Origin of the sequence: Shinella lacus (assembly GCF_010994755.1) — a bacterium.
Lineage (GTDB): Bacteria > Pseudomonadota > Alphaproteobacteria > Rhizobiales > Rhizobiaceae > Shinella > Shinella lacus.
In genome coordinates this window covers 36,351-57,935 of the sequence record NZ_WHSB02000014.1, presented here as the reverse complement: position 1 = coordinate 57,935, position 21,585 = coordinate 36,351, and the positions used below count along the sequence as shown (strand labels likewise).

26 protein-coding genes and 1 pseudogene are annotated in these 21,585 nt (G+C 57.9%); 11 read left to right on the top strand and 16 right to left on the bottom strand.

Features of this window, described 5'->3' with window-relative positions; all coding sequences use genetic code 11:
* Window positions 1-248 precede the first annotated feature (248 nt).
* The 4 genes from GB927_RS26880 to arsK all read left to right on the top strand — a co-directional run bounded on the left by GB927_RS26880 (window position 249) and on the right by arsK (window position 3,915).
* Window positions 249-1,688, top strand: coding sequence for a DUF7125 family protein (locus GB927_RS26880; protein ID WP_256120303.1), 1,440 nt, complete (start codon window positions 249-251; stop codon window positions 1,686-1,688).
* Window positions 1,689-1,718: 30 nt separating this feature from the next.
* Window positions 1,719-2,087, top strand: a complete 369-nt coding sequence (locus GB927_RS26875) for a response regulator (protein WP_256120302.1) — start codon at window positions 1,719-1,721, stop codon at window positions 2,085-2,087.
* A gap of 249 nt (window positions 2,088-2,336) precedes the next feature.
* Entirely contained in the window at window positions 2,337-2,705 is a 369-nt protein-coding gene (locus GB927_RS26870) for an ArsR/SmtB family transcription factor (RefSeq protein ID WP_256120301.1), read from the top strand.
* On the top strand, window positions 2,653-3,915 hold the full coding sequence (gene arsK, locus GB927_RS26865) for an arsenite efflux MFS transporter ArsK (protein ID WP_256120300.1): 1,263 nt from the start codon (window positions 2,653-2,655) through the stop codon (window positions 3,913-3,915). Before GB927_RS26870 ends, arsK begins: the two co-directional genes overlap by 53 nt.
* Here arsK and arsH read toward each other — a convergent pair.
* The 6 genes from arsH to GB927_RS26835 are packed head-to-tail and all read right to left on the bottom strand — an operon-like array spanning window position 3,907 to window position 7,423.
* Window positions 3,907-4,674: an arsenical resistance protein ArsH gene (arsH, locus tag GB927_RS26860; protein ID WP_256120299.1), complete on the bottom strand. Its 768-nt coding sequence runs from the start codon at window positions 4,672-4,674 to the stop codon at window positions 3,907-3,909. The genes arsK and arsH overlap by 9 nt on opposite strands.
* Complete coding sequence (gene arsC / locus GB927_RS26855) at window positions 4,610-5,038, bottom strand: arsenate reductase (glutaredoxin) (protein ID WP_256120394.1); 429 nt, start codon at window positions 5,036-5,038, stop codon at window positions 4,610-4,612. Before arsC ends, arsH begins: the two co-directional genes overlap by 65 nt.
* Window positions 5,035-6,093: an ACR3 family arsenite efflux transporter gene (gene arsB / locus GB927_RS26850; protein ID WP_256120298.1), complete on the bottom strand. Its 1,059-nt coding sequence runs from the start codon at window positions 6,091-6,093 to the stop codon at window positions 5,035-5,037. Before arsB ends, arsC begins: the two co-directional genes overlap by 4 nt.
* Window positions 6,093-6,620: an arsenate reductase ArsC gene (locus GB927_RS26845; protein WP_256120297.1), complete on the bottom strand. Its 528-nt coding sequence runs from the start codon at window positions 6,618-6,620 to the stop codon at window positions 6,093-6,095. Before GB927_RS26845 ends, arsB begins: the two co-directional genes overlap by 1 nt.
* 15 nt (window positions 6,621-6,635) lie before the next feature.
* Window positions 6,636-7,073, bottom strand: coding sequence for an arsenic resistance N-acetyltransferase ArsN2 (arsN2, locus tag GB927_RS26840; protein WP_256120296.1), 438 nt, complete (start codon window positions 7,071-7,073; stop codon window positions 6,636-6,638).
* Window positions 7,070-7,423: an ArsR/SmtB family transcription factor gene (locus tag GB927_RS26835; RefSeq protein ID WP_256120295.1), complete on the bottom strand. Its 354-nt coding sequence runs from the start codon at window positions 7,421-7,423 to the stop codon at window positions 7,070-7,072. Before GB927_RS26835 ends, arsN2 begins: the two co-directional genes overlap by 4 nt.
* Before the next feature lie 337 nt (window positions 7,424-7,760).
* Here GB927_RS26835 and GB927_RS26830 point away from each other — a divergent pair, with 337 nt between their 5' ends.
* Both GB927_RS26830 and GB927_RS26825 read left to right on the top strand, forming a co-directional pair.
* On the top strand, window positions 7,761-8,069 hold the full coding sequence (locus GB927_RS26830) for a type II toxin-antitoxin system RelB/DinJ family antitoxin (RefSeq protein ID WP_256120294.1): 309 nt from the start codon (window positions 7,761-7,763) through the stop codon (window positions 8,067-8,069).
* The gene (locus tag GB927_RS26825) at window positions 8,066-8,359 is read left to right on the top strand and encodes a type II toxin-antitoxin system RelE/ParE family toxin (protein ID WP_256120293.1); all 294 of its coding nucleotides are present in this window, start codon (window positions 8,066-8,068) and stop codon (window positions 8,357-8,359) included. The genes GB927_RS26830 and GB927_RS26825 overlap by 4 nt, the downstream gene beginning before the upstream one ends.
* Before the next feature lie 115 nt (window positions 8,360-8,474).
* On the opposite strand, the pseudogene GB927_RS26820 reads toward GB927_RS26825, so the two are convergent.
* Window positions 8,475-9,479: pseudogene (locus GB927_RS26820) on the bottom strand (chromate transporter); the annotation flags it as partial.
* A gap of 1,133 nt (window positions 9,480-10,612) precedes the next feature.
* On the opposite strand from GB927_RS26820, the gene GB927_RS26815 reads away from it, so the two are divergent.
* Window positions 10,613-10,810 (top strand): hypothetical protein, encoded by a 198-nt coding sequence (locus GB927_RS26815; RefSeq protein ID WP_256120292.1) that lies wholly within the window; start codon window positions 10,613-10,615, stop codon window positions 10,808-10,810.
* Window positions 10,811-10,940: 130 nt separating this feature from the next.
* Here the strand turns inward: GB927_RS26815 and GB927_RS26810 are convergent, their stop codons facing one another.
* From GB927_RS26810 to GB927_RS26790, 5 genes are all read right to left on the bottom strand, one after another.
* Window positions 10,941-13,064 (bottom strand): putative bifunctional diguanylate cyclase/phosphodiesterase, encoded by a 2,124-nt coding sequence (locus GB927_RS26810; RefSeq protein ID WP_256120291.1) that lies wholly within the window; start codon window positions 13,062-13,064, stop codon window positions 10,941-10,943.
* 192 nt (window positions 13,065-13,256) lie between these two features.
* Window positions 13,257-14,099 (bottom strand): DUF1206 domain-containing protein, encoded by an 843-nt coding sequence (locus GB927_RS26805; protein ID WP_256120290.1) that lies wholly within the window; start codon window positions 14,097-14,099, stop codon window positions 13,257-13,259.
* Between the two features lie 151 nt (window positions 14,100-14,250).
* Complete coding sequence (locus tag GB927_RS26800; protein ID WP_256120289.1) at window positions 14,251-14,571, bottom strand: hypothetical protein; 321 nt, start codon at window positions 14,569-14,571, stop codon at window positions 14,251-14,253.
* A complete protein-coding gene (locus tag GB927_RS26795) occupies window positions 14,571-14,747 on the bottom strand; it encodes a hypothetical protein (protein WP_256120288.1) in 177 nt (58 codons plus the stop codon). The genes GB927_RS26800 and GB927_RS26795 overlap by 1 nt, the downstream gene beginning before the upstream one ends.
* 71 nt (window positions 14,748-14,818) lie before the next feature.
* Entirely contained in the window at window positions 14,819-15,556 is a 738-nt protein-coding gene (locus GB927_RS26790; RefSeq protein ID WP_256120287.1) for a DUF1236 domain-containing protein, read from the bottom strand.
* A 235-nt stretch (window positions 15,557-15,791) separates the two neighbouring features.
* On the opposite strand from GB927_RS26790, the gene GB927_RS26785 reads away from it, so the two are divergent.
* The gene (locus GB927_RS26785) at window positions 15,792-16,229 is read left to right on the top strand and encodes a hypothetical protein (RefSeq protein ID WP_256120286.1); all 438 of its coding nucleotides are present in this window, start codon (window positions 15,792-15,794) and stop codon (window positions 16,227-16,229) included.
* Here GB927_RS26785 and GB927_RS26780 read toward each other — a convergent pair.
* The 3 genes from GB927_RS26780 to GB927_RS26770 form a co-directional block, all read right to left on the bottom strand.
* Window positions 16,226-16,885, bottom strand: a complete 660-nt coding sequence (locus GB927_RS26780; RefSeq protein ID WP_256120285.1) for a response regulator — start codon at window positions 16,883-16,885, stop codon at window positions 16,226-16,228. The genes GB927_RS26785 and GB927_RS26780 overlap by 4 nt on opposite strands.
* Window positions 16,882-18,318: a sensor histidine kinase gene (locus GB927_RS26775; protein WP_256120284.1), complete on the bottom strand. Its 1,437-nt coding sequence runs from the start codon at window positions 18,316-18,318 to the stop codon at window positions 16,882-16,884. Before GB927_RS26775 ends, GB927_RS26780 begins: the two co-directional genes overlap by 4 nt.
* Window positions 18,319-18,453: 135 nt before the next feature.
* Window positions 18,454-18,861 carry a DUF1236 domain-containing protein gene (locus GB927_RS26770; protein WP_256120283.1) on the bottom strand — a complete coding sequence of 136 codons (408 nt, stop codon included), beginning with the start codon at window positions 18,859-18,861 and terminating at the stop codon, window positions 18,454-18,456.
* A gap of 177 nt (window positions 18,862-19,038) precedes the next feature.
* Here GB927_RS26770 and GB927_RS26765 point away from each other — a divergent pair, with 177 nt between their 5' ends.
* The 3 genes from GB927_RS26765 (at window position 19,039) to GB927_RS26755 (ending at window position 20,830) form a co-directional block, all read left to right on the top strand.
* Window positions 19,039-19,356 carry a PepSY domain-containing protein gene (locus GB927_RS26765; RefSeq protein WP_256120282.1) on the top strand — a complete coding sequence of 106 codons (318 nt, stop codon included), beginning with the start codon at window positions 19,039-19,041 and terminating at the stop codon, window positions 19,354-19,356.
* Window positions 19,357-19,380: 24 nt separating this feature from the next.
* Window positions 19,381-19,974, top strand: coding sequence for a general stress protein (locus GB927_RS26760; RefSeq protein WP_256120281.1), 594 nt, complete (start codon window positions 19,381-19,383; stop codon window positions 19,972-19,974).
* 193 nt (window positions 19,975-20,167) lie between these two features.
* Window positions 20,168-20,830, top strand: coding sequence for a BA14K family protein (locus GB927_RS26755; RefSeq protein ID WP_256120280.1), 663 nt, complete (start codon window positions 20,168-20,170; stop codon window positions 20,828-20,830).
* A 257-nt stretch (window positions 20,831-21,087) separates the two neighbouring features.
* Here GB927_RS26755 and GB927_RS26750 read toward each other — a convergent pair whose 3' ends face one another.
* Window positions 21,088-21,315, bottom strand: a complete 228-nt coding sequence (locus GB927_RS26750; protein WP_256120279.1) for a hypothetical protein — start codon at window positions 21,313-21,315, stop codon at window positions 21,088-21,090.
* Between the last annotated feature and the right edge of the window lie 270 nt (window positions 21,316-21,585).

Below are 21,585 nucleotides of genomic sequence, written 5' to 3'. Positions count from 1 at the left end.
GCAGGATCTCTGGCTCGTCAAAGGACGGTATATGCTCCCTTCGCGCGATTTTGGAAGCGGTTGATAGGCAAGGATCAATCTTTGTCAATTTAACCTGCGTCGCAAGAGGGCAAGGCCCGATCCACCCGCTGAAAGCCCAAAGCTTGTTTCGCCCGTTGCCCTTGCATGCAGGGGGACACAGAGCCGTCTTTTGCTTTGCAAATCCACACCGCTTTTATAAGGTGCACCCGATTAGATGAGGGTCACACGTGAGCACGCTTCTTCCAAGACTTCGATCGGGCATCGCTGGGCTGGACGATATTCTGGGAGGGGGCTTCATCGAAGGCGCTTCCTATATCATCCAGGGCCAGCCTGGCGCGGGAAAAACGATTTTTGCAAACCAGGTTGCGTTCTCCAACATTTTGAAGGATCGCAAGGTCCTTTACGTAACGCTGCTGGCCGAGACTCATGACCGGCTGTTCCAATCACTAAGCACATTCGATTTCTTTGATCGCGCGCGGCTTGGGCGTGACATCACTTATATGAGCGTGTTTCAGACGCTGAGAGACGATGGACTGAGCGCCGTCGTGAAGCTTCTGCGGAAGGAAACGCAGCGTAATAATGCGTCGCTTCTCATATTCGATGGATTGTTGAACGCCCGGGATACCTCCCATTCAGATCTCGACGTCAAAACCTTCGTAGCGGAGGTGCAAAGCCAAGCCGCATTTGTCGGATGTACCGTGCTTTTTCTGACGAGTGCCCGGGTCAAGGAAGAAAGCCCGGAACATACGATGGTTGATGGCGTCATCGAACTGCATGACGAACTGGCCGGCGTGCGCTCGCTCCGGCGGTTGCAGGTCAAGAAGTCGCGTGGCAGCGCAGCGCTTGGAGGCTTTCACCAGTTCGAGATTGCTGCAACCGGCATCTCGGTCTGGCCGAGGCTGGAATCGATAGGGAGCGGATTGGAGGACAAGGTCTTCCACAATGCGCGCGTACCGTCAGGTATTCAAGGGCTCGACCGCCTGCTGGGGGGCGGTGTTCCAAGTGGCTCTGTGACGTTGTTGTTTGGCCCATCGGGAAGTGGGAAAACGTCGTTCGGCATAAACTTCTTGCAGCAGGCGAGCGAAGAAGAGCCCGCCCTGCACTTTGGTTTCTACGAGACACCGGCCAGACTGTTTGCGAAAGCCCGCGCGTTTGACATCGACCTCGAGGAAAAGCACACATCGGGCCATCTCGATTTCGCCTGGCACCCGCTGACGGAAAATATCCTCGACAAACTGGCCCATGATCTCTTGCAGCGCGTGACCCGAAACAAGGTAAAACGCCTGTTTATAGATGGGCTGGGCGGCTTCGAAAGAGCCGCGGTTTATCGGCCGCGGCTGGTGGAATTTTTTGCTGCTTTAACAAACCAACTTCGCGCTTTGGGCACGACAACCGTTGCAACCTGGGAGTTGCGGGACATTTTCGGCCCGACGGTCGCAGCTCCGGGACCCGAGATTTCCAGCGTTGTCGATAATCTCATCATGCTGCGCCACGTGGAGCTCGAGTCTCGACTGAAGCGCGTAATATCCGTTCTCAAGGTCAGAGACGGCGAATTTGAGCCGATAATCCATGAAATTGCGATTGGGAACCAGGGGGTCAAGGTTGCGTTACCGCTCCAACCGGTGGCAGGCGCGGCGACAGGTATCGCCCAACCTTTGGAGCAATGACCCTGTGAGACACTCGAGCCGAGACGAAACATGGCGGTGATCGTAGTCGCCGAGGATGAATTCCTCCTGGCCGACATGCTGGTGTCGTTCTTGGAAGACGCTGGGCACGAAGCTTTGGCGGCGCCGAACGGGCTGGCAGCACTTGAGATGATTCGTTCGAAGAGCGTGGATCTCATCGTCACCGACTATATGATGCCTGCGATGACCGGACTTGAGCTTGCTCAAGCCGTCCGCGACAATGCAGACAAGAAGGAACTGCCGATCGTTCTAGTAAGCGGGGCGCAGGCATCTATCGGCCGTGCACATCCTGGACTTTTCGACGCCGTTTTAGACAAGCCGTACCAACTTGGTACCATGCTTACCATCATCGAAGAGCTTCTCTCTGACGGGCGATCATGATGCAGGCATCAGATCTGGCAGACGCACGCGATGCTGGTACGGAAAACAACGCTCTGCGCGTAAACGCACCCACCTTGAAATCGATGACATAGTAGATGCCCGTCATGGGCTGCTCTTCGTAGAAAAAAATCAGCGGCGGACGCAAGCAGGCAGAGAAGCGCGCCATACGTAGTATCGCTGGAAACTCGCTTGCCGATCGCGTTCTTGTGCGCTACTCCGGTTATTCAATGATTCATGGATTATTGAAATATGGATGAGCGTCAAGCCCTCACGTCATTCGCGGCCCTGTCGCAGGAGACCCGCCTCGCCATCGTCCGCACCTTGGTCGTCGCCGGACCGGACGGGTTGGCCGCCGGCCTGATCGCAGAGCGTATGGGCGTGTCGCCCTCGAACGTATCCTTCCATCTGAAGGAATTGGAGCGATCGGGCCTGATCGCGCAGCGGCGGGAATCCCGCTCGATCGTCTACAGCGCCAGCTACGATGCCCTGGCCGAACTCGTAAAGTTCCTGATGGAGGACTGCTGCGCCGGCCATCCGGTCATCCGTGAGGGTGTCCAGCGGTCCGATGGCTGTTGCAAGCCGGATCCTGCCCGGAACGAGGGCGACGTCGTTGCGTGATCGGAATGTACCTGTCGGTATCGTCGCCGCGCTCGGCCTTACCCAGATCATTGGTTACGGCACCCTCTATTACAGCTTCAGCATCCTGGCGCCCGGCATGGCGGCGGATCTTGGCATCACCGTCGCGCAGGTCTTTGCCGTCTTCTCCGCCTCGCTCTTCGTTGGCGGTCTATCAGCGCCCTACATCGGCCGGCAGATGGATCGCATGGGCGCCGCGACGGTTATGGCGATCGGCTCGGCATTGTCCGCGCTGACCTTGATCCTCTGCGCCTGGTCGCCATCAGTGGCCGTCTTCGCGCTGGCCATCGTCCTGTTGGAGATATCGTCCGGCATGGTCCAGTATCAGGCTGCCTTCGCGGCGCTGGTCGAGGCCGATCCCCGGTCAGCATCGCGGAGTATCACTTATCTCACGCTGATCGCGGGATTTGCTTCGACGATCTTCTGGCCGATCGCCACGGCGCTGCTTGGCTATCTGTCCTGGCGAGAAATCTACCTCGTCTATGCCGGTCTCAACCTTCTCGTCTGCATGCCGTTCCACGCCTGGATCATGCGGAAAGGCAAGGTGGCCGCGGCCGGTGGGCAAAGACCGATGCGCGATCCTGTCATCGGGGCCATTCCGCGCGAGCGTCGGCGCGGCGCGGTCGTCGTCGTGTCGGCTGCATTCGCGCTGATCAGCTTCACCCTTGGCGCGATGCTGGCGCATATGGTGCCGATGCTCGGAGCGCTCGGCTTCGGAAGCGCCGCCGTCGTCATCGGCTCGCTGTTTGGCCCGGCCCAGGTTCTTAGCCGCCTGATCAACATGATCTTCGGCACGCGGCTCGCACCGCCGGGCCTTGCGGTGGTCTCCGCAACACTCATGGTCCTGAGTGTCGTCATCCTGGCGCTGTCCGGCAATTGGCTTCCCGGTGCCGTTGCCTTCTCGATCTGCCTTGGCCTCGGATCGGGCATCAACAGCATCGCCCAGGGCAGCTTGCCCCTCTACCTGTTCGGCTCCGACGGATACGGCGCGCTGACCGGTAAGATGGCCGCCTCAAGACTGGCTGCAGGCGCAGCAGCCCCCTTCGCCTTCGCGGCGACGATGGAGCAGTTCGGCATAGGCGCGTCGCTCATCTTGAGCGCGGCTCTCGGTTTTATAGGCATAGCTGCCTTTATCTCGGTGGCGATGGCGACGAAGCGGACCCTCGTCGCCAGCCCGAGCCCGTCAAATTGACCGCAACGCCACGCGCTTCTCAAGTTCGGCCGCCTGTTCCTTGCGCTCGCTATAGCGGTCGGTGAGATAGGCCGAAGCATTGCGCGTGAGGATGGTGAACTTCACCAGTTCTTCGCAGACGTCCACGACCCGGTCGTAGTAGGGCGAGGGCTTCATCCGGCCGTCAGCGTCGAACTCCTGATAGGCCTTGGCGACGGAGGACTGGTTGGGGATGGTGATCATCCGCATCCAGCGACCGAGGATACGCATCTGGTTCACGGCATTGAACGACTGGCTACCGCCCGAGACCTCCATGACGGCGAGCGTCTTGCCCTGCGTCGGCCGGACCGATCCGACCGAAAGCGGAATCCAGTCGATCTGCGACTTCATGATGCCAGTCATCGCGCCGTGGCGTTCCGGGCTCACCCACACTTGCCCTTCCGACCATTGGGAAAGCTCCCGCAGCTCCTGCACCTTGGGGTGGCTCACCGGCGCTTCATCCGGGAGCGGCAAGCCCTTCGGGTCGAACATGCGAACCTCGCATCCCAGCCGTTCAAGCAACCGGCGTGCCTCGAAGGCAAGGAGGCGGCTATACGACACCTCGCGCAGGGAGCCGTAGAGGATCAGGATACGCGGCTTGTGCGTCGAGAATGCCGGGCGCAGGGCATCGAGATCGGTCGAGTGCAGGTGCTGATCCTGCAAAGCGGGAAGCGTGTCAGGCAATGCGCTTTCCTTCCTGGTCGAGAACCTGCTCGCCGTCTTCCTTGAAGAATGGTCCATCGAACGTCTCCGGCAGGATATCGAGGACAGCCTCGGAAGGACGGGCGAGCCTAGTGCCAAGCGTCGTCACCACGAAAGGACGGTTGATGAGGATCGGCGTCGCGACCATCGCATCCAGCAACTGGTCATCGGTAAGGTCCGGATTGTCGAGCCCGAGTTCGGCATAGGGCGTGCCTTTCTCCCGAATGGCTTCCCGAACGTTCAAGCCAGCGTCCGCGATCATCGTTGCAAGCTGCTCGCGTGTCGGCGGGTTCAGCAAATACTCAATGACAACAGGTTCGATGCCGGCAGCGCGGATCAGCGCCAGCGTGTTGCGGGACGTCCCGCAGGCGGGGTTGTGATAGATGGTCGTGTCCATGGTCAGTGCCTTTCGGTGGCGGTGGTTCTGGAAACAGCGGGGGCGGCCTCGTACCAGTCCTTCGAGCGGTTCACGATCCAGACGACGGAAAGCATGACCGGAACCTCGATGAGCACGCCGACGACGGTGGCGAGCGCCGCGCCAGACTGGAAGCCGAAAAGGCTGATGGCGGCCGCGACCGCGAGTTCAAAGAAGTTGCTGGCGCCGATCAGCGCCGACGGCCCGGCAACGCAATGCCGTTCGCCGGTTATCCGGTTGAGCAGATAGGCGAGCCCGGAGTTGAAGCAGACCTGAATCAGGATCGGGATGGCGAGCAAGCCGATGACGGCGGGTTGGGCGATGATCTGTTCACCCTGAAAGGCGAAGAGAAGAACCAGCGTCGCGAGCAGCGCCACCAGTGAGATCGGCTGCAACCTCGCCAGCACGCCATCCAGTGCCCGCGTCGTACCGCCAACCGTGAGGCGGCGGCGGATGATCTGCGCGATAATGACGGGCACGATGATGTAGAGGGCGACGGAGAGAACGAGCGTATCCCACGGCACGGTGATGGCGGAGAGACCGAGCAGCAGGCCAACGATCGGAGCAAAGGCGACGACCATGATGGCATCGTTCAACGCGACCTGAGACAGCGTGAACAATGGCTCCCCGCGCGCCAGGTTGCTCCAGACGAACACCATAGCGGTGCAGGGAGCCGCGGCGAGAATGATCAGCCCCGCGATATAGGAGTCGATCTGGTCGGCAGGCAGGTAGGGGCGGAATAGCCAGCCGATGAACAGCCAGCCGAGCAGCGCCATGGAGAACGGCTTGACAGCCCAGTTGATGAACAAGGTCACGCCGATACCGCGCCAGTAGGTGCCGACCTGCGCCAGAGACCGGAAATCGATCTTGAGCAGCATCGGAATGATCATCAGCCAGATCAGGATCGCGACGGGAATGTTCACCTTGGCGACCTCGGCCGCGCCGATGATCTGGAAGAAACCGGGCATGACGTGGCCAACGGCCACGCCTACGATGATGCAAAGGAAGACCCAGATGGTGAGATAGCGTTCGAAGGTGGACATCAGGCGGACTTTCCTTCGGGGCTGGTCGTACCCTCCATCGCACCGATCTGGCGGAGCCCGGTCTCCAGCGCCATGCGATCGATCGAGGCAAGCGGGAGGTTGATGAAGGCCGTGATGCGGTTCTTGAGGAAGCGGGCGGCCTGGGCGAAAGCACGTTGGATCTCGACGTCCGATCCGACGGCGGCTGCCGGGTCCTCGACACCCCAATGCGCCGTCATCGGATGGCCGATCCAGACCGGACAAGCTTCGCCGGCGGCGCTGTCGCAGACCGTGAAGATGAAATCCATCTGTGGAGCACCGGGTCCCGCGAACACATCCCAGCTCTTCGACGAGAAGCCCGTCGATGGATAGCCGAGTGCCTCCAGTTCCTTCAGGGCATGCGGATTGACCTCGCCCTTCGGCTGGCTGCCTGCCGAGAAGGCTTTGAACTGTCCGCCGCCTTCCTTGTTGAGGATGGATTCGGCGAGAATAGAGCGAGCGGAATTGCCCGTGCAGAGGAACAGCACGTTGTAGGTTTTGTCGGTCATGGTCGTGGTCCGTGGTTAGCTCGGCGGCTTGATAAGCTTCATAATGGTCGCCGATGATGGGCAGATAGAGGAAAGCTGGCGTGTCGCCAGCACCGCAGCAGGCACGCTGTCCCGCGGCACTTCAGAAAATCCGATGCTCGCGAAGAAGGAAGCCGCGCTCGTCGTTACGAGGAAGACGCCGCCAGGGTCGAGACTCGCCACCGTCGCCTCGACGACGGCTTTGCCGAGGCCGGTTCCGCGTCGATCCGGATGCAAGACGACTGAACGGAGGAGGTAATTGCCATCGCAGCGCTCGACACCGGAGAAACCAACGATCTGGCCATCCGCTGACAGCGCCTTGAAGAAGGTCCGTCCACTATCCTCTATGTCATCGGTAGGCAGATGGGCGTCCGTCAATGCCGCCTTGAGGTCAGCATCGCTGCCTGTGATCTGCTCTAACTTGATGGTGCTCATGACACCTTCGCCTTCGGGCTGCAGCAGGGCGCCAATTCGGCGATCAGCGGGGCGCAAAGCTCCGTCGATCCGCCGCAGCAGTCCTTCAGCAGGAATAGCGTCAGCTCACGCAGGCGGTTGAGGTCGGCGCGATAAATGATCGATCGGCTCTGCCGCTCGCTCGTGACCAGGCCTGCCCGCAAAAGCGTCGCGAGATGCGCCGACATGGTGTTCTGCGGCACGTCGACGAGACGGGCGAGTTCACCGGCGGGTATACCGTCGGGTTCGTGCCGCACGAGGAGGCGGAAGGTCTCCAGCCGCGTTGTTTGAGCCAAGGCGCCGAGCGCCGCTATTGCTGCGATGCTTTCCATATATCCAGATTATAGGATATATGGAGATTGTCAACTGAAGCGAGCCGAAAGTCTGATAGGGCTGACCCACGCTTGGGCCCGCAAATGTCCGAACACTACGGTGGCCGCATTTCTGATTTCGTCACGAGAGCAGACTGTCAGCTGCTAACTCGGCGGTTCCCGACGGCAAGTAGTAGGCCAAAAACTAGGCTTGAGTAAAACGACTAAGCGGCGGGGTCGGCGGTTCGAGTCCTTTCAAGAGCTTAATTAGCACATGGCGGCGCGAAAATGGTTTGAGTTCCACTCTGGCGTTCGTCATGCAATTGCATTACTATCTCCTTAGATATGGGAGATAGCTATGGCTGCAAACGCTCTTGTCCAAACACGCATTGATTCCGACGTTCGGGACCGTGCCTCCGCCGTGCTTGAGAGCATGGGACTTACGGTATCTGATGCGGTCCGTATTTTGCTAACCCGTACAGCCAACGAGGGTGCGCTGCCACTTGAGCTTCTTTCGAGAAGTGAAGCGCATGATGCTTGGTTTCGCGCGAGGGTGCTCGAAGCGTTGAGCGATACTCGACCAGATGTGTCCGATGAAGAAGTCGGTTCGCATTTTGCGCAACGTCGAGCGGCGGCCCGTCGCAAATCCGTTGCATCCAAATCGTGAAGCTCACTTGGTCTGCGTTTGCATTATCGGATCGCGACGGCATTTTCACATATACTGAGGCAGTCAATCCTTCAGCCGCCATCTTGATCGACGAACGGATCGTGGGCGCCACTCGTCGCCTAATCGATTTTCCCGCGAGCGGGCGCGTTGGTAGGATTGCCGGGACGCGCGAACTTGTGATCAACGGCACGCCTTATATCGTGGCATATACCGTTGCCGAGACAACAATCCGTATTCTTCGCGTCCTACATGGTGCGCAGGAATGGCCGGACTCATTGCCAGGCGGGTGATTCGACTCCAATCGGCGGGGCGGCAGTTCGTATCCCTCCTAGACCAAAAGAGATCTCGCAGCCATTTGGATTTGAGTTTCTCGCCGCAGTTCCCGTCATGGACGCGTTCCTATCCCTAGCCTCGCATGACCAATTGCCAGCCGCTCCCGACAGCGGCCGACATCGCTAGGACCGCGATGACGGACACGCAGAGACGAAAGATGGCGAGCGCTGCCAACACGGTCAGGACCAGCGACGGCAGGAGCAGCGATCCGGGGACAGGCGCGTCGAAGGTGAGCGGACCTAGGGCGACAGACTTGACCTTGGCGAACGGCACGTTTGTGCCGAACCAGACTGCGAGGTTAGGAATGACTCCGACGACCGCCGCCGTGATTGCCGACATCGCGCCGCCGAGCGCGACGTTGCCGCGCATTTTCTCGATGAGGGGCGCCCCGGCGAATATCCAGAGGAGCTTGGCAGGGAGGTCACCCAGGTCGTCAAGATCGCGCCAAACGTCGCCGCTGCCAGAGGAGACAGTGCCCCCGGATCGCGATAGCCCGCGAGAAAACCGACAAACTGCGTCACCATGATGAGCGGACCGGGCGTCGTCTCGGCCATGCCAAGGCCATCGAGCATTTCTCCCGGACGGAGCCAGCCGTGGTTTTCCACGGCAGCCTGAGCCACGTAGGCAAGGACCGCATAGGCGCCGCCGAAGGTCACGACGGCCATCTGGCTGAAGAACAGAGCGATCTTCGAGAACACGGTGTCCCAGCCGAGCGCCAGGACCAGCCCCGCGACGGGAATGAGCCAGAGCGCCGCCAGAGCACCGGAGGTCTCGAGCGACCAGGCGAGATTGGGCCTGGCGTGATGCGGGATATCCTCGCCGAGAACGGAATTGCTGTCTTCCAGTATCTTGCCCGATCCCGACTTGTGCCCAGCCTGCCTTGAACGCAGGAAGACCCGCCCGCCCGCCCGCCCCCCGATGTAGCCTACAAGCCCGGCCGCGACGATGATCAGCGGGAAGGGCACGTCGAGGAAAAAAGAGCGCTACGAACGCTGCCGCCGCGATGGCAACCGTGACGTTGTTTTTCAGCGCCCCACTGCCGATCAGGAAGACCGCCTGGACGACGACGGCAAGGACGCAATCGTGGTCGCGCTGACTTCAACGGTTTGAGAGGCGCATGGACGATTGCGCTCAACTCCGCGATTTCCATCTATGCACGCCGACAAAATGCGCCAAACCGACCATCAGCAGATAATTTGGCAGGCTCGACAGTAAGCTTTAAAGTGTGAGTAAGTCCTAAGAATGGGCGGTGCCTGGCTTGCCTTTGTGCGGTTTCATTAGTTGCGTTTCACATGAACGGTGAGAGCGCCGCGGGGATACCGAGAACGATGGTGAGGCTCAGGACTATGCTCATTGCCAGCTTCAATCGATTGCGTTTACGCGTCGTTTCGCCGGTCCAGTCGTAGGCCATAGTTGTCCCTTCATAGGCATGCAAGCCGCATACTGATTTGCGGAAACGCAAATCTGTCCTCGGCATCGGCGTAAGACAACCCGTTAAATCTTGGGGCTCGGATGGTGGATAGGGAAAACCCGGGAGCGCCTCGTGACGCTCAACCGGGTCCCTGCGGGATCGATCTGATCTAGGTATCGAATCGATCCGTGCAGCTCGTGTGTTGGAAAGTATGGGGATAGGGGGCCCCACTCGCTTGGAGCAGCGGGCATGTGCCTCTCCCAGAATTCGCCGAGCGCGATAGGCGTCAAATGGAATGGGCTCGTTGGCGTGTCTAATTTGCTCAAGTCGTTCATCTATATCGGCAATTGCACGAGCCAGATCGTCGGCCGGCGCGTGTTTTGGCGCGATGCGGCGAAGGTACCGGTGCGGCATGTTCATTCCTCGAATCAGGCTCCATCCTGGAGCTCGGCCAACCTATCCTTCTGTTCGATCGATCCAAGCTACCGGAGATTGCGCAAGGCCTTTTGGTCTTCAAAACCTTAATTCCCTCGAGCCACTGTCGATATTCGTACTAATTTCATACACCGTTTACACAGGATTGAGTGCCGGCAACGATCGACTTAAGGGGCGGTCATAGAAGTGCTCGAGTACACCTGATGCCCATCGCCCGGCTGATTTTGATCCCGAGCTTCTTCATGACGGTGTAAAAGAAAATGGCTATTGAGGCATCCCAGTGCTTACGACATAGGCCTTTACCATATAATCGAGTTTTTGCTTCCGCCAGGTCCGTGTCAAAGCTGCCAAGCGGAGGAAACCAATGACCATCACCCCAGTGAAAGTCACGGTGAAGCATGCTGTTTTGGTCGAGGGATACATAGTCCATTACGGAATCTACGTCGGACAGAAGATTTCGGGACCTGAGATTGAGCAACAGCATCACCGGAAGCAGCTCTTTTTTGCTGCATTTAGTCGAACCGGCCCGTGGGAGGACGTCAAAAATCGTAGAACGGTTTGACGTCGACGTTACCGCCCTTGTCTCCACTGGGGCAAAAAGCCGATAAACACGGAACCGGATACGATAGGCAGCTTTGGGTCGGGTCATATGGCCTAGGCGAGCCACGGAAGACATTTCGAAAACGTGCCGATTAGCAGACCAATTGTTGGTGTTCCTTGAAGTACCGTCGTGTGATTTCTGTTGCATCGACTGGTTTGCTGAAGAGGTAACCCTGGAGACGGTCGCAACCCGACAGGCGAACGGCCGTAGCCTGCGCTTCGGTCTCGATTCCTTCTGCCGTTACAGGCAGATTCAACGCGTTCGCAAGGGCTATCGTTGCATGCAGCACAGCTCCGCCATTGCCCTCCTTGTCAAGGTTGAAGACGAGGGAGCGGTCGATTTTCATGCTATCAAATCCGAACTCTCTTAGTGTGCCAATACTGGCATAGCCGCATCCGAAGTCATCGAGTGCGATCTTGACCCCCAGTTTACGCAATCCGTCAAACGCTCGCTTTGCCTGGTCTGGATTAGAGATAAATACCCCTTCAGTTACCTCGATTGTCAGGCGAGCGGGGTGGAAACGATATTCCTCGAGCACCTCTTTGATCTGCCTGCAGAGATAGGGGTTCTTTAGTTGAAGAGGAGAGATATTCACGGCCACCCCTATAGACGGCCATTGTGCACTCTCTTGAATTGCCATTCGCAAGACCTGAAGACCGAGTTGATCGATCAAACCGGCCTTTTCAGCGACGCCAATAAAGGTCTCTGGCGATATCGGTCCTCGTGTCGGACTGGTCCATCGTGCGAGAGCTTCCACGCCTCCGATCTCGCGGGTGGATGCCTCGATCAATGGTTGGAATACGACGTGGATTTCGCCTGCCAGGAGACCCAGGCGCAGCTCTTGCTCGAGTTCAGCATGCCAGATCGCTTCTTCGTCCAAGCCGGGTTCGTATTCAACCGCTACACCTCGCCCGACGCTCTTTGCCCGGTATAAAGCGAGATCAGCGCGCCGGAGAAGTTCAGTGCTGTCCAGCGCACCGTTCCCGGCCCTTGCCCAGCCGATACTGCCACCGATCTCTATCGTTCTCCCCTCGATTTTGAACGGTATCGATAGCGCGCGGAGGATGGTTTCATGCACGGTGAAATTGGATCCGATATTATCGGTTGCGCTCAGTACCGCGAATTCATCGCCACCGAGACGTGCCACGATAGCGCTTACAGGAAGGCCCTCTAGGAGTCTCACGGCAACTGCGTTAATCAGTTTATCGCCAACCGGGTGTCCCCACGCGTCGTTAACTGGTTTGAAGCCGTCAAGGTCAAGGATATATAGGTTTGCATTGGATCCTCCAGTCTCGGGACGTAGCATTTCATCGAGCTGTTCCAGGCACCCAGCTCGGTTCCAAAGGCCTGTAAGGGCATCATGGCGTGCCTTGTATCTAGAGACCTGTTCACTTTTCCGCAGGCCACGAAATATCAAGAGTCCGCAGATCACCACAGCTAGGAGGACAGATACGAGCACTATTGCAGCTAGGATAATCGTTGGCCGCGCACGAATATAGCTTGCAGTCCCAGGATGCATCGGCGGCCACGTCACCCTTCCGATCTCATGGCCGTCAATATCCAGCACGTCTGCATGCAGCATCGCTGGGTTTCCCAGCCCAACCTCCACTGCCAGACCTGCAATACTGAATGTCCGAGCGATCTCGGCTACGACGTTCGCACTCATCTGCTTAGAAAAGAGGAGCACGTTGGCGTTTTTCATGTCAAATTCGGCATCATCGGCTGGCTGAATTGCCGCCGCGCCAACCAGTGCCATCCCCTCGCTCGTTTTTGCAAAAGCGACAGGAAGGTCGTCCGCGGCATATTCAACATCACGCGCGGCGGCAACGATTTTGGGAAGCTTACCGAGAAAGAAACGCTCAACAGCTTCGTCGGTCAGGGTTATGCCCTTATGGTAGGCCATTAAGGCGCTACCTGCCGCGTCTAAAACGATTGCGGTATCATACAATGGGTAATCAGCGGTTGTGGCTCCCCAGTTTTCAGTTGCCCAGGCCTGCGCTCCATTTCCCTTAAGGCTTAAGTAAGCGTCGTCCCAATAGGCGTTGTCTCTGACGGTTGCGCCCAGTTGTTTTCTCAACGCGTCTAAAGCGCCTTTCGCTGCTGCCAGCGCGCGCATATCGTCCATCTCGTCAGCCGATGCAGCCATGGAGGAGATTGCGGCTGACACGACATATGCTAGTCCACCGAGCGTTGATAAAATTAGTGCGCTCGTCATCGAGACGGCAAAAAGGCGGGCGCGAAGTCGCGGAGTAACGGTCATAGTCAATCCATGACGACAAGGATGCCCACACATCGGGCGGTTGCTCGGCGTCATGCCTGCGTTCAGCGTCAGCCGGCAACCGTAGTACAGGTAACTGAATCGTCCGTTAAGCGAGCTCTGTACGGTAGCGGACCAGACGCCCAGCTTTTACCGCCGGGGAGGGCAATCTTCTAATCCGGACTGTTCGTTCGGCGAAACCGCTTTTCGCGCGTCACCCAGATCGGGCGCGTGGACCAACCGATACCGTGCCTCGATAAGATTGTATCCGCCAAATGAGAATAGACCTAGTGCCGCCAGTACATAGAGGATCCCTCCAAACGGCAGTTGACGCAACCAAATGAGTGCATCAGCAAGGCTGCCTGCTTGTTGAGGATCGAGAGTGAACGCCGCATAACAGAAGAATACACCGGCGACCGCAAACAGGACGCCGCGAGCGCCAAGCCCGTACACGCAGATGATTTTTATCAGCGTGCTACCCCTTGCCTGCGGTTCAAGGTATCGCTCGTATTTTCCCATCACGCCTTTTGCGACCGTGACCACGCCCCCGACCAAGAAACCGGACCCGATCAACGCTGCGAAGTAGCGACCAAACGGTTGCGCCATTGCCCAACCGGCGAGGTCCTTTTCACCGTCGGAGCTTCGTGCAGCCGCAATGCCAAACGCGTGGTCAAAGCTGTAGTACGCGAGGCTTATGTAAACCGCCGCGCTGCCAAACAACATGGCCCTGACCGTGTAGCCCTTGAAGTCCTGCTCGTGATTGTCAGCGTTAGCGATCGATTGCGCCAGTCGCCAGGCCACGAACCCAACAAGGCCTAAGCCAATCAGCCCAAGCCATAACCGGCCGAATGGTTGGTCAAGCAGGGAATCGAGCGCAGATTTCGTCGTCGCAGTTCCCGTGTACAGTGCCAAAGCCGCCAGAAGAAGGAACACGATCCCTCGAGCGACATAACCACTGCGTGCCAGGATTTGAAAGCCAATTCGTCGATTCATGGGTCACTCCCCGTGTTCGCGTTTGGAACGCGAAAGGAGGCGTCTGGTTCTCTCTATATCGTGAGACCGGCTGTCAAACGCTCAAAATTGTGAATGCTGCGCCAGCGGCGTCGTCGTCCTTGCCGCGTCTTCGAAAGCGCTTCCGCACTGGCTACTTTACTTCCCCCGTTCGTGACGGTTCGCTTGCGCCGGCACGATCTGCTCTCGCCATGAGAATTGTCTCGATCTTTCCAGCTGGGACATCATCGATGATCTTGATGGTGCCGGACTGGTGGAGTTGAGCGAGCCCCTCCGGGATCGGGACGTTGCTGGCAGCTAATATTGCCTTGATGTCCTCAATCGTCTGCTCGAGCGAAGCGATCGTTGGTTCGTTGTTCTCCAACCGTGTTAGGAGATACCGATAGAGAGACCTGCTCATTTCCCTGAACTCCAGGAGTGTTGTGGACATACGTTCGAACGCGAGGGACAACATCACGGGTTTCCTTTAACGTCCGAGGCCAGATACACCTTCGTTGAAGGCGGCGGGATCTCCACACCCATAACAGCAAGATAGGCGGAAATTCCAAGCATGCAGAAGACAATAATTCCTACGGGAAGGCCTACGCTGAACTCTTGATCGGCCGACTTATCGAACGCGCGTTTCGTCATAATTTAGTTCCTTTTCGGAAGTACGAAGGGGCGGTGATGCTCGCCCCTTCTCAAGGGTCTCAACTCGTCGATCACGCGGCGATAACGTAAACCACCTCCAAAGTGCCAGGTTCGACGATGATGATGCGGCCATCGGCCAGCACGAAATATTCGTAGCTGCGGTAGGCCGGTACGATTTCGATGATGCGGGACGGCAACGGCCGAAGCTCGACCGTCCTGGGAACGATGACGCCGACATTGACCTCGATATCGAGATCGACGGGCTCCGCCTTGGTCTTGACGATCACGTTGCGAATCTCTGTGCGCTGCTCGGTCGTAATATCGATGCTCGCCGTGATTTCGTTCGACGGCTCGCTTGTCGCGGCCTCATTGGATTGCTCGGTGGCTGGCGCGTCAGCCGAAGCTTTAGCATCTTTTTCGACAGTTGCGGCCGTCGAGGGTTGCCCATTGGCGTCAAGCTGTGGGGACTTCGCATTGTCTTCGTCCACGCCGCTACCCGCCGATCTGGCTGTCTCGGAGTTGCTGCCGCTGCTCTCGGACTGCGCAGAACTTTCGGCTACAGAACCGTTTTCGAGCTTCTTTGACGCAGCAGCATCGGCGCCAACTTCACTTCCCTCCACCGACGTGTTCGCGCCGGCCCTTGTGTCCACCTCGCCGGACGCTCCGTCCTGGGGGAGAATCACCTTTGCACCGTTCTGCGACGTGCCGGCGCCATCTACGGATTGGTCCTGTGCGATGGCCATTCCACCCATGAAGGCAGTGCTGCCCAGCAGGACAGCAGCGATCGCTTTTCTCGAGACGATATTCATGAGGCTCATTCCTTCCGATTGTTGCTCTGCGCGCTTAGAATGCACACGGAGCCGTCAACGGAAGACCGCTGGCGGTGTTCCAGGGATGAGGCTTCTGCCGAAGAGGACAGGACTAAAGGCTTTCCCAGACTGGACCAATGGACCGGTCATTCCGACATCAGTCCCAACTTCAGCCACATGAATGAACGTATAATGTTCTTGCGCGTTTCATCGGCAAGAACGCAGGATGAGTATGATGAAGCCCTACAAACCCGCAACCGCCGTGTTAACGATCAGCATCGCCTTGGCGGTCGCTGCAGTACCCGTTCATGTCAGGTGGAAGGCAAGCGTCCCCTCCATCACGCTTGCCAGCGCGGATGCGAAGAACGGCGGCGGAAATGGCGGCGGCGGGGGCGACAAGGGGGGATCTGATAGCAAAGGCGGCAAGGGCGAGTCCGACGGCAAAGGCAAGGGGCCAAATGGCTCCAATGGCAAAGCAAAGGGTCGCGCTGCCTCCGTAACCAAGAAGGAAGTCACGCCCAATTCCGTTGCCGTTCGCTATCGTAATGGCTACCAGGAGCAGGTCGTCAAAGGCCGCTTCATCATGAAAGATCCGAGAGGTCGAACAATTGTCAACCGAAGGGCAACCGCGCAGGACCGTATGCGGCTTTGGCTCAAGACGATCATGCCCTAACCAGCGGATGGCCGGTGCGTTTCACCTGCATCCCGGAAGGCCATCGCCGCCTCGGTCCGGTTGCTGACGTTCAATTTAGTGAATATACGCGTCAAATGATGTTTAATCGTCTTCTCATGAAGGTCGAGATCGCGCGCAATTCTTTTATTGCTCAACCCCGCTGAGACAAGGCGCAGAACGGCGTGCTCGCGCTCCGTCAGTTCCCCAATCCCTACTGGTCCTGCAGAGGCCGCTGTGTGCGACAAACCTGCGATCATCCGCGCGGATAGGGTTGGCGACAGGTACATCTCGCCGCCCTGTACAGCGCGCAAGATTTCCGAGAGCATTCGAGATCCGACACCTTTAAGCACGTAGCCCTTGGCTCCCAGCTTCAAGGCCGTTGCGATATCTGAATGAGATTCCGATACGGTTAGCATGATGATTTTTTGCGCCGGTCGCCGATCCAGGATTGAGGCCACAGCATTGAGGCCACCTCCCGGCATCGAGATATCTAACAGCATGACGTCGGGATCAACCTGTTGTGCGATCGCCAGGGCATCGTCACAACTTCCGCCTTTACCGACGATGTCGTAACCACCAATCTCGATTAAGCAACTCGCTACCCCCTCCCGGAAGATGGGGTGGTCGTCAACGACCGCAACGCGGATGGTATTCATGTCGATGTCTCCATGTCGTGGAGCGGCAATCTCATTGTCACTATTGTGCCAGCGGGGGCAGTCGCTACGCTGAATGCACCACCTAGGCTTTCAACTCGGTCTCTCATTCCGGCCAAACCGATGCTGCTACCACCTGAGCTCTGACGTAAGAGCCCAGGCCCTGCGTCGCCGACTTGGACCTCGATCCCATCACCATAGGGCGCTATGGCGATCCACTGGCCGACCCCGGCAGCGTGTTTGTAACCGTTGTTGAGAGCTTCCTGAATGAAACGATAAATGCAGATTTTTGCCGCTATCGGCAAAATCGAGACTATAGCACGATTGTGTAGTTCGACTGCCGTGCCGGTGCGCGCGCCATAGCTGTTTAGCAACTCTGCCAACATCTCTTCGAGACTGATTGATTCGATATGCGGCAGCACCAGTCCGCTGCATATCGTGCGTATCTCAGTCATAGCCTCATCAAGACTGGTCTTGATGACACTGACTTCTTTCTCCCGGCGTTCCGTGGAAGTGGTGGGATCAGTCAACAGACCGCTATCGACACGCAAAGCGGCGAAGGCGACCAGTTGCGCCGGACCGTCGTGGAGGTCTGCTCCGAGATTGCGAAGATAGCTTTCGTTCAGGGCAGTTGTCGCAGCGGCTGCGCGCTGAATTCGAGACTTCAAAGCGTCATTTTGGCTGAGAAGCTGTGTGAGTTCCGAAACGCGAGACTGAAGCTCCCTACTTTGGTGGTCGATTGTCCTGCTTCCTCGGAAAACGATTGCTGACAGCGAGAGAAAGAACGCAAGCGTGACAGTCGCCACCGCGCTCCAACTCTGCCATCGGGCCACGGACAGATCCGCCTTCAAACCCTGTGCAACTTCGTAAAATTCCGTGACAGCAACAACTTCACCGGACCATGGTTGCAGAAGCGGGCTATAGATCTCGAGCAGCGGAAGGCCAGACTCCCGCTCGGCCGCACTTTCGATATCGTCGAGTTCGTCGAACTCGGCAACAAGCTCTCCGCCGAATGCCTTTTTCAAATCCTCACTTGGCGTAAACTGTCCTCCGATTTGAGACGGGTCACTCGAATACAGGATCCGGCCGTCACGAGCCCATAGACGAAATGCTTTTAGCCGCTCGCCCAACGGACCTTGCGCAAGGGTTTCATCAAGGGCGCGGCTACTCGTCTCATCGAGAATATCGTTGCTCGCCATATCAGGGAGGAGAGGAGCAATTATGCTATCGACATATAGAGCTGTGGCAGAGGCGGCATTGCGAGTAACAGTCTGCTCGATAAGCTGTGTCACGAATAACCCGACAAGGGCCATCGCCGCCAGGGAGAATGCGCTGCCGGCGATGAAGAACTGCCGGGCGAGGGTTTGACGCCCCCAAAAAGAATAATGGGAGGTCGGTCGTTCCGATCCTGTACACGCGGGATCCGATGCGTTCACGCGCGTTAGCACCTTCTGTTCCCTTCGCCTCCATACAACACACTACCCAAAGATGATCCGACAAACGAGCAAACGAGGGGTTAGTTCCATGTGGGGGACCGCCTGCCGTCGGTAAGGATGGCAGGCGGAGTTGCGTCAGTTGAGTACCTGCACCACCGTGTAAGTGCTGGGATCGACGATGACCCTCTGCTTGTTTACCACAGCGTAAGCGTAGGTCGGGTCTTCGGGGATCGGAGTCAGCACCACGGTCTTGGGCAAGGGCTTGCCGACTTCCACCACTTCCTCGACGACGATCGTCTCGGATGGGATAGGTTGCTGCTCGACATAGGTAACCACCTTGCGCGGCGGCGGGTCAAGCGCAGTGCCTGCTATAGCGCCGACAACACCACCGACCACGGCGCCTACCGGACCACCGACGACTGCACCAGTTACCGCGCCACCGGCAGCACCGGTGACGGCGCCATCATTATCGTCATCGGCCATCACCGGCGATGTGAAGAGAGCGGCCGCGATAGCAGCCGATGCAAGAAGGTTGAGTTTCATTGTTCCACTCCTTTAGGTTGGACGGCAAAGGAAGCGGTTTGAGTGAGGAAGGTTCCGTCGTAGGACCAATGCCGATCCGATAGGGACAAAGGTCTGATCCGCGCGCCAGACCGGAACTATTTTTTCGGCCCGTCATTTTTACAGCGCGACATAACCGTTCGAAATGAGGACGTTACCATGAAAAAACTTTTCCTAGCCGCAGCGCTTGTCGGTGCGTCGACCTTTGGCGCCTTTGCTCAGACGTCCACCACGACGACGACGGAAGGCGACACCCCGGCGGTTGCTACACCAGATACCAAGAATGCGACCGCGCCGGTCGAGGGTGCCAATAGCTTCACCGAGGACCAGGCGAAGGAACGCATAAGCGAAGCAGGATATGCGGATGTCACCGGCCTGACGCTCGATGACAAGGGTGTCTGGCAAGGCAAGGCGATGAAGGACGGTAAGGCTGTGGCCGTCGCGCTCGACTATCAGGGCAACATCGTCGCCAAATAACCTTCACGATTCAGGAGATTTCCAATGAAAACCGTTACCGGACTGTTCGACGAGTATTCGGATGCAAGCGCCGCCGTCAGCGCCCTTGAGGCACGAGGCGTGCCGTCCAAAGATATCAGCATTGTTTCCAACAATGCCGACAAGCGACATGGCAATGACAACAATGCCGCGGAAGGTGCGGGCACCGGCGCCGGAATCGGCGCGGCCGTAGGCGGCGTTGGCGGCTTGCTAACCGGCCTCGGAATTATGGCCATCCCCGGCGTCGGTCCCGTCGTTGCTGCAGGGTGGTTGGCGACAACGGCTGCAGGTGCTGTTGCGGGAGCTGTGGCTGGCGGTGCCGCCGGTGGCCTTATCGGGGCCCTTACGGAATCTGGCGTGCCGGCAGAACACGCACATGTCTATGCGGAAGGTGTTCGCCGCGGTGGAACGCTGGTGACAGCGCGCGTGGACGAGAGCGCATACGCGGAAGCTGAGGCCATCCTTCGCCAAAATAACTGGGTCGATCCGACGGCGCGCCGCGCGGCCTATTCTGAGCAAGGCTGGTCGCGCTTTGACGACAGTCTCGACCCCTATGGCCCGGCGGAGATCGAAAAAGAGCGGCTACGATATCGCCGCTAGCTTAAAAAAGCAGGCGGCTCTGGAGCCGCCTGCCATCGTAGTCTGGATAATACTCAAAAATCGGAGAACAGTCATGAATCGCATCATTTACATTGTTGGCCTCATCGTCGTCGTCCTTTTAGTTCTTTCATTTCTCGGCCTGCGCTAAGCCGCCAAACGCGAACTACGCCGGGCGCTCCATGGAGGTGCAATTATGAAAACGTTGGCGGCCCTAATCGCGGGCCTTCTGCTTTCAATTTTTACATTTACAGTCGGGGTGCTCGGTTCCGTTTTCTATCTATCAACACCTGAACAGGCTTCGATTTCAGAAACTTCCGAAATATCGGATTTGTGGACCACAGAGCCCACCGTCGTCACGCGCAACGAGCAACAGCTGGAGCGAGATGCTGCTCGCCAGGAATCTGTTTTGCACACCGGATCGATCAGCCCCGACATCGAGAGCGTTGAACGAGAAGTTTTATCGAATGACGATTCGGACGCGCTGGTTTCTGGCTCGATCGACCAACAGGACAACCAACGTGCCATGACCTTGCCGCGCGAACATGTGCAATGGTGCGTGTCGAGGTATAATTCCTACCGAGTCGACGATGGCACCTATCAACCCTACCACGGTAAACGCAGGCTTTGTGTTTCTCCCTACATTGCAATTGATAGCGAAATGCCTCTTGAGGAAAATGGAGCCGCCGACGAGGTGCTTTCGAGCGCACGCCGTGCGCTTGGCGACACGGTTGTGACAGAAATCGTCGCGGACTTGGACAGCCATGTCTACAGGTGCAGCAAGCGCTATAGGTCTTACCGCCCTGAAGATAATTCATACCAGCCGTTCGACGGGGGCCCCCGGCGTCAGTGTCGGTAAAATCAATGCGACCTGGCGACCGCCAGTTTCCATGCTCAACTTCAGCGTCGGGCGGAATACGGCGAACGCTAAGACGAGCCCACAGGAGGCTATGTACGGTCAGCATATCTTAGCGCTAAAGTGGGTATTTGGATCACTGAAGCGTTGATGTCGGCGGTCGGGCCTGCAGACGCCCAATCGAATGGTCATAACGCATGTCTGTTTCGCTCCGGACCAGTCGGTCATCAAACCATCTGGCGCTCAGCAAAAGTCTCGGCCTAACGGTTGTCGTCGAGTGCATCGATCCGAAGCACAGCGAGTTCGCGTGACCGATAAAGCTCCCGATTCGTGCCGCAATCTCGTGTTTCATCCTTGTCATCAACCGCCACGACTGTGTAATTGGCCCAGACGCTCCGGGAGATCGCGTCGCTTTCAGCGTACACGGCGTCGAACTCTTCAAGGGGAGTGAGAAATTCGCCCAACTGTGTCGGCGTCGCTTGCTTCATAGACCGGTGGCCCGATTTCCTGTCCGAGCGATGAAAGATAAATAATGCCAACACCCAATCGACCCTGCAAAGACGCCGTGCTCGTCGAACTGGTCGCGGTCGAATGCACAGCCAAGAACATCGTCGACCTCCACTTGGTCGGCCAACCTGGTTGCCACGGGTTACAAGCAGGAATAGATTGTCAGCGCTCTCAACATGCTCGCCAATGCAAAGCGCCTCGAGTGCATTGGCGGCAGTCGGGTTCAGCTTTCGCGGTAACTAAAAGGGACC

Bases quoted from the DNA above. Each gene is read 5' to 3' on its own strand.
- GB927_RS26875 (WP_256120302.1), top strand. From the start codon at position 1,719: ATGGCGGTGATCGTAGTCGCCGAGGATGAATTCCTCCTGGCCGACATG.
- GB927_RS26870 (WP_256120301.1), top strand. From the start codon at position 2,337: ATGGATGAGCGTCAAGCCCTCACGTCATTCGCGGCCCTGTCGCAGGAG.
- arsK (WP_256120300.1), top strand. From the start codon at position 2,653: ATGGCTGTTGCAAGCCGGATCCTGCCCGGAACGAGGGCGACGTCGTTG.
- arsH (WP_256120299.1), bottom strand. From the start codon at position 4,674: ATGGACCATTCTTCAAGGAAGACGGCGAGCAGGTTCTCGACCAGGAAG.
- arsB (WP_256120298.1), bottom strand. From the start codon at position 6,093: ATGTCCACCTTCGAACGCTATCTCACCATCTGGGTCTTCCTTTGCATC.
- GB927_RS26845 (WP_256120297.1), bottom strand. From the start codon at position 6,620: ATGACCGACAAAACCTACAACGTGCTGTTCCTCTGCACGGGCAATTCC.
- arsN2 (WP_256120296.1), bottom strand. From the start codon at position 7,073: ATGAGCACCATCAAGTTAGAGCAGATCACAGGCAGCGATGCTGACCTC.
- GB927_RS26835 (WP_256120295.1), bottom strand. From the start codon at position 7,423: ATGGAAAGCATCGCAGCAATAGCGGCGCTCGGCGCCTTGGCTCAAACA.
- GB927_RS26830 (WP_256120294.1), top strand. From the start codon at position 7,761: ATGGCTGCAAACGCTCTTGTCCAAACACGCATTGATTCCGACGTTCGG.
- GB927_RS26815 (WP_256120292.1), top strand. From the start codon at position 10,613: ATGACCATCACCCCAGTGAAAGTCACGGTGAAGCATGCTGTTTTGGTC.
- GB927_RS26810 (WP_256120291.1), bottom strand. From the start codon at position 13,064: ATGACGAGCGCACTAATTTTATCAACGCTCGGTGGACTAGCATATGTC.
- GB927_RS26805 (WP_256120290.1), bottom strand. From the start codon at position 14,099: ATGAATCGACGAATTGGCTTTCAAATCCTGGCACGCAGTGGTTATGTC.
- GB927_RS26800 (WP_256120289.1), bottom strand. From the start codon at position 14,571: ATGTTGTCCCTCGCGTTCGAACGTATGTCCACAACACTCCTGGAGTTC.
- GB927_RS26795 (WP_256120288.1), bottom strand. From the start codon at position 14,747: ATGACGAAACGCGCGTTCGATAAGTCGGCCGATCAAGAGTTCAGCGTA.
- GB927_RS26790 (WP_256120287.1), bottom strand. From the start codon at position 15,556: ATGAATATCGTCTCGAGAAAAGCGATCGCTGCTGTCCTGCTGGGCAGC.
- GB927_RS26785 (WP_256120286.1), top strand. From the start codon at position 15,792: ATGAAGCCCTACAAACCCGCAACCGCCGTGTTAACGATCAGCATCGCC.
- GB927_RS26780 (WP_256120285.1), bottom strand. From the start codon at position 16,885: ATGAATACCATCCGCGTTGCGGTCGTTGACGACCACCCCATCTTCCGG.
- GB927_RS26770 (WP_256120283.1), bottom strand. From the start codon at position 18,861: ATGAAACTCAACCTTCTTGCATCGGCTGCTATCGCGGCCGCTCTCTTC.
- GB927_RS26765 (WP_256120282.1), top strand. From the start codon at position 19,039: ATGAAAAAACTTTTCCTAGCCGCAGCGCTTGTCGGTGCGTCGACCTTT.
- GB927_RS26760 (WP_256120281.1), top strand. From the start codon at position 19,381: ATGAAAACCGTTACCGGACTGTTCGACGAGTATTCGGATGCAAGCGCC.
- GB927_RS26755 (WP_256120280.1), top strand. From the start codon at position 20,168: ATGAAAACGTTGGCGGCCCTAATCGCGGGCCTTCTGCTTTCAATTTTT.
- GB927_RS26750 (WP_256120279.1), bottom strand. From the start codon at position 21,315: ATGAAGCAAGCGACGCCGACACAGTTGGGCGAATTTCTCACTCCCCTT.